A 15,688-nucleotide genomic window follows, 5' to 3' on the forward strand; every position below is an offset into this window, starting at 1 on the left:
TCAGACTTCTTCGATCCGGATGGCGACGGGCGTGCCGACAACAACGCGGGTGTCTGCCATTGCGTCCAGCGCCTCGTCCAGGGCGGTGCGCGTGGTCTTGTGGGTGACGATCAGCACCGGTGCGCTGGTGTCCTGATGGCCGTATTGGCGCATCCGGTCGATGCTGATACCCGCTTCGCCCAGGGTCTGGGCAACCTTGGCCAGCGCGCCGGGTTTGTCCAGCAGTTGCATGCGCAGATAATAGGGGGCAGAGACCGCGGCGCGGGCCGCGCGGGCGCTGCGCAGGCTGGCGGCGGGCTGCCCAAAAGTCGGCAACCGCAGGCCGCGCGCGATATCCATGACATCACCCATCACGGCGCTGGCGGTCGGGCCTTCGCCCGCACCTGCACCGCGCAGCACGATTTGGCCCACGGCGTCGCCTTCGATCACAACCATATTGGTGCCGCCTTCAAGCTGCCCCAGCGGCGATGTATCGGGCACAAGGCAGGGCGACATGCGCTGTTCCAGTCCGCGCCCGGTCATCTGCGCCACGCCCAGCAGCTTGATCCGGTAGCCCATATCGGCGGCCTGGTGGATGTCTTCGATGGTGACAGCGCCGATGCCTTCCAGTTCCACGGCGTCAAAATCAACCTGCGTGCCAAAGGCAATCGACGACAGGATCGCCAGCTTGTGTGCCGCATCAATCCCGCCCACGTCCAGTTCGGGATCGGCCTCGAGATAGCCAAGCTGATTGGCCTCGTCAAAGACAGCCTCGTAGGACAGGCCGGCACTTTGCATGCGCGTCAGGATATAGTTGCAGCTGCCGTTCATCACCCCCATGATGCGGGTGATTTCGTTGGCGGCCAACCCTTCGGTCAGGGCCTTGACGACGGGAATCCCACCCGCCACCGCCGCTTCAAAACGGATCACGCGGCCTGCGGCCTCGGCGGTTTCAGCCAGGGCCTGACCGTGATGCGCCAGCAACGCCTTGTTGGCGGTCACCACGTCCTTGCCCGCCTTCAGGGCTGCTTGGACGGCGTCTTTGGCCGGGCCTGTGTCGCCGCCGATCAATTCGACAAAAACATCGACATCCGCGCGTTTGGCCAAGGCAACGGGGTCGTCCTCCCAGGCGTAATCAGACAGGTCAACATCGCGGTTCTTGGCTTTGGAGCGGGCCGAAACGGCCGTAATCACAACGGGGCGCCCACAGCGTGCGGCCAGCAAATCGGCCTGATTTTGCACGATGCGCACAACGCCCACGCCCACGGTTCCCAGACCTGCAATTCCAAGGCGAAGTGGCTCTGTCATGTTCGGGTCCTGTCTGGCTGTGGTTCAAAAGGCTGTTAGCGCGTTGGCGCGCCTACTGCAACGCGGCGATCGCAATTCCGCGCGCCATGCGGGCGCGGGTGGCGCGGTCAACGACAGGACCGCGCAGGCGGGCGGCCTGTGCGCGCAGGCGCACCAGGCGGCTGTCGAAACTGGCCTGTGCCGTCGCGCTGGTCTGACCCGTTTGCGCGATACCGTCAGCCTGCGCCAAAAGCGGCCCCAGCGGCACCAGATCGGGATAAGGTGCATCAAGCGTGGCCTGATCCAGCGTGGCATCCAGTTCTGGAAACTGCGTGCACGCGGCTGTCAGGTAAAGAAGGATGATCATGAAAGGACGCATCAACGGGCCTTAGCAGGGCAAAGTTGCGTGACAATACGGGGGGCGCGCGTGCAGATGCAAGGGGCGGCGGCCCGGGCGCACAACAAGACTGGTGCAATGTCGCAAATGGGCGGGCCTGCCGTGCACGCAGCGATCAGGGTGGCGAAAACAACAGGAGTGACCTAATGAAAATCGGCTTTATCGGCTTGGGGAATGTGGGCGGCAAACTGGCGGGCAGTTTACTGCGCAACGGCATCGATCTGGCGGTGCATGATCTGAACGGCGCATTCGTTGCCGACTTTGTCGGGCGCGGCGCACGCGATGGGCAATCGCCAGCCGATATGATGGCGCGGTGCGATCTGGTGATCACCTGTCTGCCATCGCCTGCGGCCTGCGATGCGGTCGTCACGCAGATGTTGCCCGCCGTCACGCAAGGCAAGATCTGGCTTGAGATGTCGACCACGGACGCCGCCGAAGTGCAGCGCCTTGGCGACGCGGTTATTGCCCGTGGGGGCGCAGCGGTGGATTGCCCCGTGTCAGGGGGTTGTCACCGCGCGGACACCGGCAATATTTCGATCTTTGCCGGGTGCGACCGCGCGACCTTTGAACGGGTCTTGCCGGTGCTGACCATTCTGGGGCGGCGCGTGTTGCACACCGGCGATCTGGGCAGCGCCAGCACGCTCAAGGTCATGACCAACTATCTGGCCACCGCGAACCTTTTGACCTGTTGCGAGGCGCTGGTGACGATGAAAGCCGCCGGCCTTGATCTGGCGACCACATACGAGGCGATCCGCATCAGTTCGGGCACTTCCTTCGTGCACGAGACCGAAAGTCAGGTCATTCTGAACGGCAGTCGCGACATCAATTTCACGATGGATCTGGTCAAAAAGGATATCGGCCTGTTTCAGGACATCGCCGAGCGCGCCGGTGTCCCGCTTGAAATCAGCCCCCTGATGGTGTCGATCTTTGACGACGGGATCGCCCGTTACGGGGCGCGTGCGCAATCCGATGATATCATCCGCCGCCTTGAAGAGGCCACGGGCCTTGATATCACCGCCCCCGGCTTTCCGGACGAAATGGTCGATGATGAACCCGAAGAACCCGGCTACGAGGTGGTGCCCAAGCGATAGGGCTGGAAGGCGCGCGCGCTTTTCGCTAGCAGGGCGCAAAGCAAAGGGGTTTGCAGATGATGGATCCGGACAAGACGGGTGTCGTGGCCCGCGTGGGGGCGTCGCCGATCCGGCGTGCGTTTGCCTTTGGGGTGTTGTTTGTGCTGGGCGCGATGATGATCCTGATCGCCTTCGTGCAGCCACCCAGTTTTGCGCTGCAGATGATGCTGATCATCTTTGGTGCGGTGGTGCTGTGGGTGGCCGAACGGATGCGCCGCGCAACGACCACGGTGATCGAGCTGACCAAGGACGGGCTGCGCGATTCCACCGGCGTGCTGGACATCCCGTTTGATCAGATGCTGCGGGTTGAACGCGGGGTATTCGCGATGAAGCCGTCAAACGGCTTTGTGCTGATCACCCGCGACAAGGGCGCGTCAGGCTGGGCGCCCGGATTGTGGTGGCGCGTGGGCCGCCGCCTTGGCGTGGGCGGGGTCACGGCGGCGGGCGCAGGCAAATTCATGGCCGAACAGATTGCATTGCATCTGGCCAGTATGGAGAAGCCCTAGGCCTCGCGCTCGCAAATACGACCTGCGTCCGTGCCGTTTTGGCTATAGCAAAGCTGTGATGCGAAACGTGGCCGCGTGACGATGAGGTTTTCAAACACAAAGGCTTCGAGGCCGATCGAGAAGATCGGTTCGTAAACCACTTCGGTCTGCACCACGATCACGATCTCGCCGTCGGGCATGACTGGCAATTGATCTTCGATGTTGCTGATATTGCCGTCGTTCAGGTTGCCCATAGCGCCTTTGTTGCGCGACCAGATCACATAGTAGCGGTCGTCATCCGCGTCAAACGTGATGACGCTGATGCGCAGCTTGGTGCGCTGGCTTGTGATCGTCAGGAAACGGTGCAGACGCCAGACGCTGGTGACATATTGGTTGGTGATATAGTCGGTTTCACGGCTTAGGGCGTCCGAGATTGTATAGGCCGCCTTGAGGGCCGTCGACTGCGAGCGGAACGCATCAAAGTAGACGAAGGTCGCCAGATAGGCCCATGTCAGCATGGGAAAGACCAGCACCGATTCAACGGCGATCCCGCCATCTTCTTCGTGGTGGAACTTTGCCACCATGCGTTTCAGGATGCTCAGCATCAGATTGGCTCCATCACAAAGGCGGAAATCGAAATCAAGGCGTAAAAATCGCCACTGTAGCGCGGAATATCAAAGCCGATGCCGGTGGCCGCAAAGAACGGCGAAAACAGCGAGCAGGCACGCACGATCATGATCTGGTTCTGCGTGCCCGCCTCAAAGTTGCGGTTGGGCAGAAACGGCTGGTTGGTGTTCACGCAGTCGGCGCTGCGTGGGATGTTGGACCAGTTGCGCGGATCAATCGGGCGCATTTCCAGCTTCAGGTTGTTCATGCAATCGGGGATGATGCCCGCACCTTCGCAGATCATTTCCTTGAACTGGTCAGGGCTTGGGGCGGCACCTGTGTTCAGGCGCACCTCGCGCACTGCCATATCAAGGCCGCGCTCCAGCATCACGTGACGCGTCATCATCAAGCCCGCCTCGAAGGCCGAGGTGAAAAGCACCATGAACATCGGGAACACGAGCACGAATTCGACCGTGGCCGAGCCCTCCTCGGAACGCCGGAACAGGCGCAGGATTTTGGCGAGCGTTCTGATCATTGGGTCAACTTCAGGCTACGGATGTCACTGGCAATCGTGGCGAACTTTTCGGCAAGGTCGGTGCCGGACGCCGCAAAGTAGTGACTGGGCGAACTTGCACAGTCCTGCAGCGCAACCTGACCACCATAGGGCGCTTCAAAGGCAACCGTATAGACCACGATGTTTTCGTCGCGCGCCTGTTGACAGATGTCGGACAGGCGGTCGTCGGCCTGACTACCGTTCACGACCGCATAGTCGGCCCTGGTCGGCCCTACATATTCCGAGTAGCTGATATAGCCGCGCGAATAGGGTTCGTTCAAAAACACGTTGCTGATCCGCGAGCGCGACCAGAAGGCATAGATGTCCTGCCAGCTCGCATTGCGCACATCACCGGGGTATTCGACACCCTGGCCGGGGCCGGCACTCACACCGCTGGGGCCGTCAGTCTTGTATTCAGGGTAGCCCTGTGGATAGTCGTGGATACGGTTCCAATAGGGCTGGTCAAGCCAGTAGAACGTGTCATCGGTGTAGTCGGATGGCGTGTCGTTATCATCGACCTTGATCGAGATGTCATTTCGGGACACATCGCCGATGGCCTCCCATGCGTTGTCGCGGTCAAACCAGATCGGCGACATGCCGGTCTTGTAGGGTTCGGCGATGTCATATTCTGTCGTGTTCTGACCATCGGTCATCAGCACGATCACCTTGAGGTTGTCAGACAGGCCGTAATCCATCGGGCGGCCCGCAACCACGGCGGGTGCATCACCCGAGGCCACCAGACCGGTCACCAGATCGCGCGAGCTGGGGTCAAGAAAGGCCGTGGCCCATTTCATACCCAGATCAATGGCTGTGTTGCCGTAGGCCTCCAGACCATCAACCATAGCTTTCAGGTCGGTAGTCGAGGTCGAGTGCACGATCACCGAGTTTTCTTCACCGCTAAAGCAGATCGGTTCATAAAGCGTTTCGCCGTAGGAATAGTCATACCACTGTTCAAAGTGCGACACCTGCGTATAGGGGGTTTGGGCAAAGCCATAGCCATCCATCGGCAGACCAGGGTAATCAAACACCTCGTCCGGCAGCAGGATACAGTTCGAATATTCGTGCAGCGTGTCGATATTGTATTGCGCGGCGACTTCCTCGCCCAGATTCACAACGGAACTATAGGCGATGATCGACATCGAAATCAGACCCTCGGCGGGCAGGCCATTGTTGGCCATGATCAGGTCGATGAATTCCGCGGCGGCGTCCTGCATGTTGTTAAAGCGGTTGTTGCTGTTCATCGAACCCGAGACGTCAAGCACCAGCGACACTTCGACGTTGGTCACGCGTTCTTCGGCGGTGCCGGACGCGGGCGTCGTGATCGCGCTCACACCGGGCGAGAAGGGATCGGTAAAGACGTTCATCATATCGGCGAACATCATCGCCATCGAAGCTTCGGCACGGGCCGACACACGGCGATAGTTCAGACCCTCATCAACGACAGGTTCGCCGACAAGGTAGGCCGACATGCCTGCCTTGGCGAAATAATCGGCAACCACTTCGGCAGGGGGCAAGGGTTGTTCCATATCGGCGGCGGCCAGCACGGCGCGGTCAAGGGTGCCCTGCAATTTGGTGCGGGTGGTTTCAAAGCGCATGAAGTCGATGGCCATGCCGCCTGCCATGAGCATCAGCACGAATATGAACAGGGCAAAGATGATCATCCCGCCGTCCTCGTCACGCTGAAAGTCTTTCAGGCGCGCGCGGTCCTTTGCGCTGTTGATGTGCCGATCGCAAAACATATCACGTTCCATGACGTCCCTTTCCATACCCGTGAACGCGCGTCCAGGTTTGCGAATCACGTGTCGCAAAACCCATTTGACGCATTGGGCCAAGCGAAGATGTGACATGGGGAAGTGGCAGAAGTTTGACCAAATATGGCAATAATAGGTTAACAAGGCCGCCATTTGGCACCAATTCCGGCCCTGTCGCCCGTACTGTCGATCGACTGGAAACAAAGAACCCTGCGGCCACGCGGCCTGCGCAACTGGGGGTTTGCAGGCCATTTCGCTGAAGTTAGGAAAATCCTAAGAATTTTGCGTGCAGTTGTTTGCAACAGGGGTAGGGTCAGGGACGTCTTGGCGATGGCACATCATCGCAGTTCAGCTTTAAGGAGCTTACCGTGGCCCAATCTTCCCAACGCACCAAAGAACCGTCGTTCCGTGAATCGGTGGACCTGATGTTCAATCGGGCCGTCGCCCTGATGGACCTGTCCCCCGGCCTCGAGGAAAAGATCAGGGTCTGCAACGCGACCTATACGGTGCGTTTCGGGGTACGCCTGCGCGGCGCGCTGCACACCTTTACCGGCTACCGCTCGGTGCATTCCGAACATATGGAACCGGTCAAGGGCGGGATCCGCTACGCGATGGGCGTCAATCAGGACGAGGTCGAGGCGCTGGCGGCCCTGATGACCTATAAATGCGCCTTGGTTGAAGCGCCATTTGGCGGCTCGAAGGGCGGTCTGCGCATTGACCCGCGTGAATGGGACGAACACGAACTGGAACAGATCACCCGCCGGTTTGCCTATGAATTGGCCAAGCGCGACCTGATCCACCCCAGCCAGAACGTGCCAGCCCCTGACATGGGCACGGGCGAACGCGAAATGGCCTGGATTGCCGATCAATACCGCCGGATGAACACCACCGATATCAACGCTGCCGCCTGCGTGACCGGCAAGCCAACCAACGCCGGCGGCATTCAGGGTCGCACCGAAGCCACCGGGCGCGGCGTGCAATATGGCTTGCGCGAGTTTTTCCGCCACCCCGCCGACATGAAGGCGGCAGGGCTGACCGGAAAGCTGGACGGCAAACGTGTGATCGTGCAGGGGCTGGGCAATGTGGGCTATCACGCGGCCAAGTTCCTGTCGCAAGAGGACGGCTGCAAGATCATCGGCATCATCGAACGCGACGGCGCCCTGTTCAACGAGGACGGGATCGACGTGGATGCGGTGCACAAATGGATTGCCGTACATGGCGGCGTCAAAGGCTACCCATCCACCACCTATCAGGAAGACGGTGCAGCGCTGCTGGAAGCCGCCTGCGATATCCTGATCCCCGCCGCGCTGGAGGGTGTGATCCATATGGATAACGCCGCACAGATCAAGGCGCCGCTGATCATCGAGGCGGCCAATGGTCCCGTGACTGCCGGGGCCGACGAAATCCTGCGGAAAAAAGGCTGCGTGATCATCCCTGACATGTATGCCAACGCGGGCGGTGTGACGGTGTCTTACTTCGAATGGGTCAAGAACCTGTCCCACATCCGCTTTGGCCGGATGCAGCGGCGCGCCGAAGAAGCGCGCAACGAGCTGATCATCGCCGAACTGGAACGTCTGGACGAAATGCTGGAGCATCGCTGGTCGATGACACCCGATTTCAAGGCGAAATACCTGCGCGGTTCGGACGAGTTGGAATTGGTGCGTTCCGGTCTTGATGACACCATGCGCAAGGCCTATCAGGATATGAGCGCGATGTGGCACAGCCGCGACGATTGCGAGGATTTGCGCACCGCCGCCTACCTTGTGGCCATCGACAAGGTCGCGGCCAGTTACCGCGCCAAGGGGCTTTAGCGCCTGCGGCGGGCGGGCTTGGGGGCGCTGCCCCCCGTCCTGCGGACTCCCCCCGGAGTTGTTTTACCAAGATGAAGGTGAGCGTGCCGTGCTGTTGGCTGTCATTCATTATCTGCATGTAGCGATTGCTGTGATCTGGGCCGGGTCGACCGTGTTTGTCGGTCTTGCGATCTGGCCGATGCTGGCGCGGATGCCCGGCGAACAGGCTGTGGCGCTGTTTACCCGTCTGCGCCCCGTCGTGGCCGGGATATTGGGCAGCATGGCCGGGCTGACCTATCTTTTGGGCGGTTTTCGCGCCTGGTTGGGCGGTGGGGTTTCCGGCTGGGGCGATCTGGTTGCGCCCTATGGGCTATTGGTGATCACTGCCGTCGTCGTGATGATGGCCATTGAAAGCACGGGCGGGCGGTTGCGCCGCCAGTTGAACGGGTTGATACAAACGCCCGAGGCCTTTGTTGCCCATGCCGCGATCGCGGCGCGGCGCAGCGGCCTGATCCAGCTTGCCCTGCTGCTGGGCCTGCTTGCGATTATGGTCACGCTGGGCCTTGCCCTTTATTAGGCTGTCGTGACGGGGCCGTGATTTGTCGAAAAGCGGCGTTGCGCCGATTGGCGGTCTTGATAGGGTCTCTCATGTAATGACAGTGGGACGCTGCAATGGGCTATTCCGGTTTTCGGGTGATCAAGGAGGGGCTGTTTGGCCAAAAGGGCTGGACCCCGCAATGGCGCGACCCCGCACCAAAGGCCGAATATGATGCCGTGATCATTGGCGGCGGCGGGCACGGGTTGTCGACCGCCTATTATCTGGCGCGCGAACACGGCATGACCAATATCGCCGTGCTGGAAAAGGGATACATCGGCGGCGGCAATGTGGGGCGCAACACCACCATCGTGCGCGCCAATTATTTCCTTCAGGGCAATTCCGAATTCTACAGTCATTCGTTGAAGCTGTGGGAAGGGCTGGAGGCCGAGCTGAATTACAACGTCATGCATTCCCAGCGCGGGCTGATCAATCTGTTCCACAGCGACGGGCAGCGCGACGCCTTTGCCCGCCGTGGCAATGCGATGATCAACCAGGGCGATGATGCGGTATTGCTGGACCGAGACGGCGTGCGCAAGCATCTGCCCTATCTGGATTTCGACAACATCCGCTTTCCGATCTACGGCGGGTTGCTGCATCCGCGTGGCGGCACCGCGCGCCACGATGCGGTGGCCTGGGGTTACGCGCGCGGGGCCGACCAGCGCGGCGTGGATCTGCTGCAAAACTGCGAAGTAACCGGTATTGATATCGAAAACGGTGTGGTCAAGGGCGTGCAAACCACACGCGGCGCGATCCGTGCCAAGAAGGTCGGGATTGTCGTCGCTGGGCGCAGTGGGCAAGTCGCGGCGATGGCGGGGATGCGTCTGCCCATTGAAAGCCATGTCTTGCAGGCCTTTGTCACCGAAGGCCTGAAACCCTGCATCGACCATGTGGTCAGCTTTGGCATGGGCCACTTTTATATCAGCCAGTCGGATAAGGGTGGCCTTGTGTTCGGCGGTGATCTGGATTTCTACAGCTCTTATGCCCAGCGGGGCAACCTGCCGATGAAGGAACACGTCATGGACGCGGCGATGACCCTGATGCCGATGATCGGCAAGGCGCGAGTGCTGCGATCCTGGGGCGGGATCATGGATATGACGCCCGACGGCAGCCCGATCATCGACAAGACCGACACCGAAGGATTGTTCATCGATTGCGGCTGGTGTTACGGCGGCTTCAAGGCCGTGCCGGGGTCCGGTTTCAGCTTTGCCCACCTGATGGCCACCGGAAATCATCACGCCCCCGCCGCGCGTTACCGGCTTGACCGCTTCAAGACGGGGCGCGGTTTGATGGATGAAGAGGGCACCGGCTCTCAGCACAATCTACACTAGAGGCACCAGACCATGCGCATCATATGCCCCCATTGTGGCGACCGCGACCGCCGTGAGTTTACCTATCAAGGCGATGCGTTGGCGCTGGAGCGACCAGCGCGCGATGCGGGGGCAGTCGCGTGGGATGACTACCTGCACAATCGCGAAAACCCCGCCGGTGACACCCGCGATCTGTGGTATCACGATCCTTGTGCGACCTGGATTGTGGTGCACCGCAACACAGTGACGCATGCCGTGCATACCAGCACCGCCGCCGCAAAGGTCAAACGATGAGAATTCAAGGCAAGGGTATTTACACCAACGCCGGGTCGGTGCCGTTCACATTCGACGGGCAGGACTATACGGGGCGCGAGGGCGATACCTTGGCGGCGGCCCTGCTGGCCAATGATGTGCGTCTTGTGGCGCGCTCGTTCAAATATCACCGCCCGCGCGGGATATTGACGGCCGGGTCCGAAGAACCCAACGCCCTGGTCACCATCGGTAAGGGGCAGAGGCCGACCCCAACCAGCGTGCTACGACGCAGGAAATCTTTGCGGGCTTGGACGCCGCAAGCCAGAACCGCTGGCCGTCCCTGCGCATGGATGCGATGGCCGTGAACGACCTGATCTCGCCGTTTCTGGGTGCAGGGTTCTATTACAAGACCTTCATGTGGCCACGCGCCTTTTGGGAAAGGGTTTACGAGCCGATCATTCGCCGCGCCGCCGGGCTGGGCGCGCTGAGCGGCGAGAGCAATCCCGACCCATATGAAAAGGCCTTTGCGTTTTGTGACCTGCTGGTGATCGGCGCTGGGCCTGCGGGATTGATAGCGGCGCTGACGGCGGCGCGTGCGGGGGCGGATGTGATCCTCGCCGATGAAGACGCGCGCATGGGGGGGCGGCTTTTGGCCGAAACCCACGCGGTTGATGGCATGGCGGGTCATCTTTGGGTCGATCAGGTGCTGGGCGAATTGCGCGGCATGGATAACGTGCGCCTGATGACGCGCACCACTGTCACGGGCGCGTATGATCAGGGAACCTACGGCGCGCTTGAACGGGTCGGGCATCATCGGCCCCGCGCCGATGGGCTGGCGCGCGAATGTTTCTGGCGGATCGTGGCGAAACGCGCGCTGCTTTGTGCGGGCGCGCTGGAGCGCCCGATTGCTTTTCCCAATAACGACCGCCCCGGCATCATGACGGCTGCGGCCGTGCGTGCCTATCTTAACCGTTGGGGTGTGGCGCCGGGGCAGGCTGTCACCGTCTTTGCCAATAATGATGACGCCCACCGCACGGCGCTGGATATGCTGGGCGCGGGTGTGACAGTCGCGGGCGTGATCGACAGCCGCGCCGATGCGCGCGCGCAAGGGGATTATCGCCTGTTCACCGGCGCGCAGGTCACAGGCACGCGCGGGCGATTGGGGCTGGAGCAAATCAGCGTCACGCATACCGGCGGCACCGATCAGATCGCGACGGACTGTCTGGCGATGTCGGGCGGCTGGAACCCCTCGGTGCATCTGACCTGTCACATGAACGGGCGCCCCACATGGCAGAGCGATATCGCGTCATTCGTGCCAACCCCGGACTCGGTGCCGGGGATGACAGTCGCGGGCGCGGCCAAGGGGCATTTTTCCACCACCGCCTGTTTGAAGGATGGCGCGGCGGTGGCCGTGGCCGCCTTGGCAGAGCTGAAAATCAAGGCCAAACCGGCCACGACCCCGCAGGCCGAAGATACCCCCTATGCCATGACTCCTCTTTGGGTCGTCGAAGGCAAGGGGCGCAAATGGCTGGATTTCCAGAACGATGTGCACGTCAAGGACATCAAGCTGGCCGCGCAGGAAAATTTCCGCAGCGTCGAGCATATGAAACGTTACACGACCCAAGGGATGGCGACCGATCAGGGCAAGAACTCGAACGTGGCCGCGCTGGCTGTGCTGGCCGATGCCACGGGGCGCGGCATTCCCGAAACCGGCACGACAACATTCCGCCCGCCCTACGTGCCCGTAGCGATTGCCGCGATGGGCGCGGGATCGCAGGGCGTGGGGTTTGCGCCGCAACGGTTCACCACATCGCACAAGGCCAGCGTCGAACGCGGCGCACCGATGATCGAAGCGGGGCTTTGGTATCGCCCATCCTTTTATCCGGCAGCGGGTGAAACCACATGGCGGCAATCCTGCGACCGCGAGGTTGCAGCGGTGCGCAACGCGGTCGGGATTTGTGATGTGAGTACGCTGGGCAAGATCGACATTCAGGGGCCGGACGCCGCCGCCTTCCTTGACTTCGTTTATTGCAATACCTTTTCCACGCTGAAGATCGGGCGGGTGCGATATGGTCTCATGCTGCGCGAGGACGGGCATGTCATGGACGATGGCACGACCGCGCGGCTGGGCGAAAACCACTACGTGATGACGACGACGACTGCCGCCGCCGGTCTGGTCATGCGTCACCTTGATTTCGTCGCGCAGGTGCTGCGCCCCGATCTGGACGTGCAGTGCATTTCCGTGACCGAACACTGGGCGCAATTTGCCGTGGCAGGGCCAAAATCGCGCGAGTTGCTGAACGGCGTGCTGGACAGCCAGATCGACGATGAAAGCTGGCCCTTCATGGCCTGCGGCGCGATGGGTGTCGCGGGGGTGCAGGGGCGTTTGTTCCGCATCTCGTTCAGCGGGGAACACGCCTATGAAGTCGCGGTGCCCGCGCGCTATGGTGCCGCCCTTTACGACGTGCTGGTGGAACGCGCCCAAAGCATGGGCGGCTGCGCCTATGGGATGGAAGCGCTGAACGTGCTGCGCATCGAAAAGGGCCATATCACCCATTCGGAGATCCACGGGCGCACCACCGCGTTCGATATCGGGTTTGGCCGGATGGTCAGCCAGAAAAAGGATTGCATCGGCAACGCCGCCTCGCAACGCGAAGGGCTGCTGGAGGAAGACCGCGAACAGCTTGTGGGCCTGAAACCGGCGGGCGAGGTCAAACAGATCACCGCAGGCGCACATTTGTTTGCACAAGGGGCCGAACCGGTGCGCACCAACGATCAGGGCTATGTCACCAGCGTCGGATTCTCGCCGACCCTTGGCACACCCCTTGGTCTTGGGTTCCTGCGCAACGGGCGCGCGCGCCACGGCGAGGTGATCACGATGGTCGATCATCTGCGCGGCGTGACGGCCCAATGCGAGGTATGCGATCCGGTCTTTGTTGATCCCGAAGGAGGGCGCTTGCGTGGTTAATCTGGTTGCACAAACGCCCTGCGCGGGGCTCTTGCCGCGCGCCATCGGCGGGCTGACCCTGACCGAAGTAGAAGCAGGTGTGATCACTTCCGTCGCGCCGCTTGTGGGACAGGCCAAACCCGTGTCGCAGGCCGTGAAAGCGGCCATCGGAATCGCGCTGCCCGGTGCCAATCGCACGACAGCCAAAGGCGGCGTGCGCGCGCTTTGGTTTGGCAATGGCGTGGCGTTCGTCATGGGCGCGGCGCTGCCGGCGATCGCGGGCGCGGCGCTGAGCGATCAATCGGACGCATGGGCGATCGTGCAGTTGGACGGGCAGGGGGCCGAAGACGTGCTGGCCCGCCTGGTCCCCGTTGATCTGCGCGCGGCGACGTTCAAAAAGGGCCACACCGCCCGCACGATGCTGGCACATATGACGGTCAGCGTGACGCGCACGGGCGCGCAGACGTTTCAGGTCATGGCGATGCGATCAATGGCGAATACGTTGGTGCACGATCTGGAAACGGCGATGACAGGTGTCGCGGCGCGCGGTTAACCAGCGCTGGGCGCAAGCCGCGCCAAGACACTCGCGCGACAGATTTGCCCGATGGGTTTGCCGTTTTCGGTGACACTCAGATCGCCGTGGTCACCCAGCATCGCCATAATGTCACGCACGGGCGTTTCCGCGTCCACTTCGGGCCCGTCAAAGGTTCCGTCAATCATCACATCACGCGCACATAGCACCCCAAGCGGGTTCATATTCGCCACGAAATCAGCGACATAGCCGTTGGCAGGGGCCGAGAAAATCTCGCGCGGGGTGCCGATCTGCACGATCCGCCCGCCGTCCATGATGGCGATCCGGTTGCCGATTTTAAAGGCTTCGTCCAGATCGTGACTGACAAAGACAATCGTGCGGTTCAGCCGCTGTTGCAAGTCAAGCAGTTCATCCTGAAGCCGCGTGCGGATCAGCGGATCAAGCGCTGAAAACGGTTCGTCCATCAACAGGGTCGGTGCATCCGTGGCAAAGGCGCGGGCAAGGCCGACGCGCTGTTGCATCCCGCCCGACAATTCACCGACCAGCGCATCGGCGCGGTCCGACAGGCCGACCAGTTCAAGCTGCTCGGCGACCTTGGCCGCGCGTGCAGTTTTTTCCATGCGGTCCAGTTCAAGGCCAAAGCCGACATTGTCGCGCACTGTGCGCCAGGGCAGCAGACCAAACGCCTGAAACACCATCGCCACGCTTTTTCGGCGCAAGCGGCGCAGGGTCGCCTTGTCCGCATGGGTCACGCTGGTCATCTGCGTGCCGTCCTTGATGCGCACCTCGCCGCGTAGCACCGGATTGAGACCGTTCACAGCCCGTAGCAATGTCGATTTGCCCGAACCCGAAAGGCCCATCAAGACCAGAATTTCGCCCTCTTCGACAGTCAGTGAACAGTTGTGCACCCCCAGTATTTGCCCACAGGCCGCCTGAATATCAGGGCGCTCCTTGCCGGCGTCCATCAGCGGCAGGGCGGTGGCGGGATCGTCGCCGAATACGATCGACACATTGTCAAATTCAACGGCGCTCATTTGCGGCCCACCCGCAGGATGCGGTCAAGCATGATCGCGACGATGACAATGACCAGCCCGCTTTCGAACCCCTTGGCGGTGTCCACGGTATTGAGCGCGCGCACCACCGGCACGCCCAGACCATCGGCCCCCACAAGGGCCGCGATGACGACCATCGACAGCGACAGCATGATCGTCTGGTTCAATCCGGTCATGATCTGGGGCAGGGCCGAGGGCAATTCGACCTTCCACAGCTTTTGCCGGCCCGTCGCGCCAAAGGCATCCGCCGCCTCAAGCAGGGATTGCGGGGTTGACGATATCCCCAACTGGGTTAGCCGGATCGGGGCAGGCACCACAAAGATCACCGTCGCCACAAGGCCCGGCACCATGCCGATGCCGAAAAATACAATGGCCGGGATCAGATAGACAAATGTCGGCAGCGTCTGCATCAGGTCCAGCACGGGCCGCATCCATGCATAAAGCCGCGGACGGTGCGCGGCGGCAATGCCAATCGGCACGCCCACGGCCATACAGACAACACAGGCCGACAGCACCAGACTGAGGCTCTCGGCCGTTTCTTCCCAATAGCCCTGATCAAGGATAAACAGAAACCCCAGGGCCACAAAGGCGGCAATCGTCACGCGGCGGTGCACCGCATAGACCAGCGCGACAATGACCGCGACAATTACAAAAGGATGGGTCGTTTCGTTCCAGAACGACACATAGGGTTCAAACCCGCGCCCGCGCATCCAGTTGGTGCCCGGCGGGCGTGACAACAGCGCGAGCAGGAATTCGATAAAGACTTCAACGCTGTCGGAAAAGCCGTCCAGAAAGCCTTGGGCGCCGTCACGCACATAGTCAAATCCGCGGCTGGCGGTTTCGCCCACGGGCAGTTTTTCGTCCGTCAATCCGGCGATCCGCTGTGGCAGCCATTTGAGAAACCACCAAAGTGCCGGGATCAGCCACCAGACGAAATCCCAGACGGCAACAACGCACCACCAAAAGGCATAGGCGATGGAAACCACCGCATCCGAAATGCTGTTGAGAAATGACATCTATCC

General features: G+C 61.4%; 14 protein-coding genes and 1 pseudogene. 8 read left to right on the forward strand and 7 right to left on the reverse strand.

All coding sequences use genetic code 11. From position 1 onward, the window contains the following. Together FTO60_RS04370 and FTO60_RS04375 are read right to left on the reverse strand one after the other, a co-directional pair. Positions 1-1,287: a homoserine dehydrogenase gene (locus FTO60_RS04370; protein ID WP_148054825.1), complete on the reverse strand. Its 1,287-nt coding sequence runs from the start codon at positions 1,285-1,287 to the stop codon at positions 1-3. Between the two features lie 52 nt (positions 1,288-1,339). Further along, positions 1,340-1,633, reverse strand: coding sequence for a hypothetical protein (locus FTO60_RS04375; protein ID WP_148054826.1), 294 nt, complete (start codon positions 1,631-1,633; stop codon positions 1,340-1,342). A gap of 176 nt (positions 1,634-1,809) precedes the next feature. Between FTO60_RS04375 and FTO60_RS04380 the strand changes: the two genes are divergently transcribed. Further along, positions 1,810-2,754: an NAD(P)-dependent oxidoreductase gene (locus FTO60_RS04380; protein WP_148054827.1), complete on the forward strand. Its 945-nt coding sequence runs from the start codon at positions 1,810-1,812 to the stop codon at positions 2,752-2,754. A 56-nt stretch (positions 2,755-2,810) separates the two neighbouring features. Then, entirely contained in the window at positions 2,811-3,299 is a 489-nt protein-coding gene (locus FTO60_RS04385; protein ID WP_148054828.1) for a hypothetical protein, read from the forward strand. Here FTO60_RS04385 and FTO60_RS04390 read toward each other — a convergent pair. The 3 genes from FTO60_RS04390 to FTO60_RS04400 are packed head-to-tail and all read right to left on the reverse strand — an operon-like array spanning position 3,296 to position 6,188. Then, positions 3,296-3,883 (reverse strand): TadE/TadG family type IV pilus assembly protein, encoded by a 588-nt coding sequence (locus FTO60_RS04390; protein ID WP_148054829.1) that lies wholly within the window; start codon positions 3,881-3,883, stop codon positions 3,296-3,298. The two genes, FTO60_RS04385 and FTO60_RS04390, sit on opposite strands and share 4 nt — an antisense overlap. Then, positions 3,883-4,419: a TadE/TadG family type IV pilus assembly protein gene (locus FTO60_RS04395; protein ID WP_148054830.1), complete on the reverse strand. Its 537-nt coding sequence runs from the start codon at positions 4,417-4,419 to the stop codon at positions 3,883-3,885. The genes FTO60_RS04390 and FTO60_RS04395 overlap by 1 nt, the downstream gene beginning before the upstream one ends. Beyond that, complete coding sequence (locus tag FTO60_RS04400; RefSeq protein ID WP_172623801.1) at positions 4,416-6,188, reverse strand: pilus assembly protein TadG-related protein; 1,773 nt, start codon at positions 6,186-6,188, stop codon at positions 4,416-4,418. Before FTO60_RS04400 ends, FTO60_RS04395 begins: the two co-directional genes overlap by 4 nt. A gap of 425 nt (positions 6,189-6,613) precedes the next feature. Here FTO60_RS04400 and FTO60_RS04405 point away from each other — a divergent pair, with 425 nt between their 5' ends. The 6 genes and pseudogenes from FTO60_RS04405 (at position 6,614) to FTO60_RS04430 (ending at position 13,635) form a co-directional block, all read left to right on the forward strand. Continuing rightward, positions 6,614-7,999, forward strand: coding sequence for a Glu/Leu/Phe/Val dehydrogenase (locus FTO60_RS04405; protein ID WP_148057043.1), 1,386 nt, complete (start codon positions 6,614-6,616; stop codon positions 7,997-7,999). A 94-nt stretch (positions 8,000-8,093) separates the two neighbouring features. Beyond that, a complete protein-coding gene (locus tag FTO60_RS04410) occupies positions 8,094-8,555 on the forward strand; it encodes a hypothetical protein (protein WP_172623802.1) in 462 nt (153 codons plus the stop codon). A 95-nt stretch (positions 8,556-8,650) separates the two neighbouring features. Beyond that, positions 8,651-9,904, forward strand: a complete 1,254-nt coding sequence (locus FTO60_RS04415) for a sarcosine oxidase subunit beta family protein (protein WP_148054833.1) — start codon at positions 8,651-8,653, stop codon at positions 9,902-9,904. Between the two features lie 12 nt (positions 9,905-9,916). Beyond that, complete coding sequence (locus tag FTO60_RS04420) at positions 9,917-10,177, forward strand: sarcosine oxidase subunit delta (RefSeq protein WP_148054834.1); 261 nt, start codon at positions 9,917-9,919, stop codon at positions 10,175-10,177. Continuing rightward, positions 10,174-13,103, forward strand: a pseudogene (locus tag FTO60_RS04425) (sarcosine oxidase subunit alpha family protein). Before FTO60_RS04420 ends, FTO60_RS04425 begins: the two are co-directional and overlap by 4 nt. After that, entirely contained in the window at positions 13,096-13,635 is a 540-nt protein-coding gene (locus tag FTO60_RS04430; RefSeq protein ID WP_148054835.1) for a sarcosine oxidase subunit gamma, read from the forward strand. The pseudogene FTO60_RS04425 and the gene FTO60_RS04430 overlap by 8 nt, the downstream one beginning before the upstream one ends. Here FTO60_RS04430 and choV read toward each other — a convergent pair. Further along, the gene (gene choV / locus FTO60_RS04435) at positions 13,632-14,648 is read right to left on the reverse strand and encodes a choline ABC transporter ATP-binding protein (protein WP_148054836.1); all 1,017 of its coding nucleotides are present in this window, start codon (positions 14,646-14,648) and stop codon (positions 13,632-13,634) included. The genes FTO60_RS04430 and choV overlap by 4 nt on opposite strands. After that, positions 14,645-15,544: a choline ABC transporter permease subunit gene (gene choW / locus FTO60_RS04440; protein WP_172623925.1), complete on the reverse strand. Its 900-nt coding sequence runs from the start codon at positions 15,542-15,544 to the stop codon at positions 14,645-14,647. The genes choV and choW overlap by 4 nt, the downstream gene beginning before the upstream one ends. Positions 15,545-15,688: the final 144 nt, after the last annotated feature.

Origin of the sequence: Octadecabacter sp. SW4 (assembly GCF_008065155.1) — a bacterium.
Classification (GTDB): Bacteria; Pseudomonadota; Alphaproteobacteria; order Rhodobacterales; family Rhodobacteraceae; genus SW4.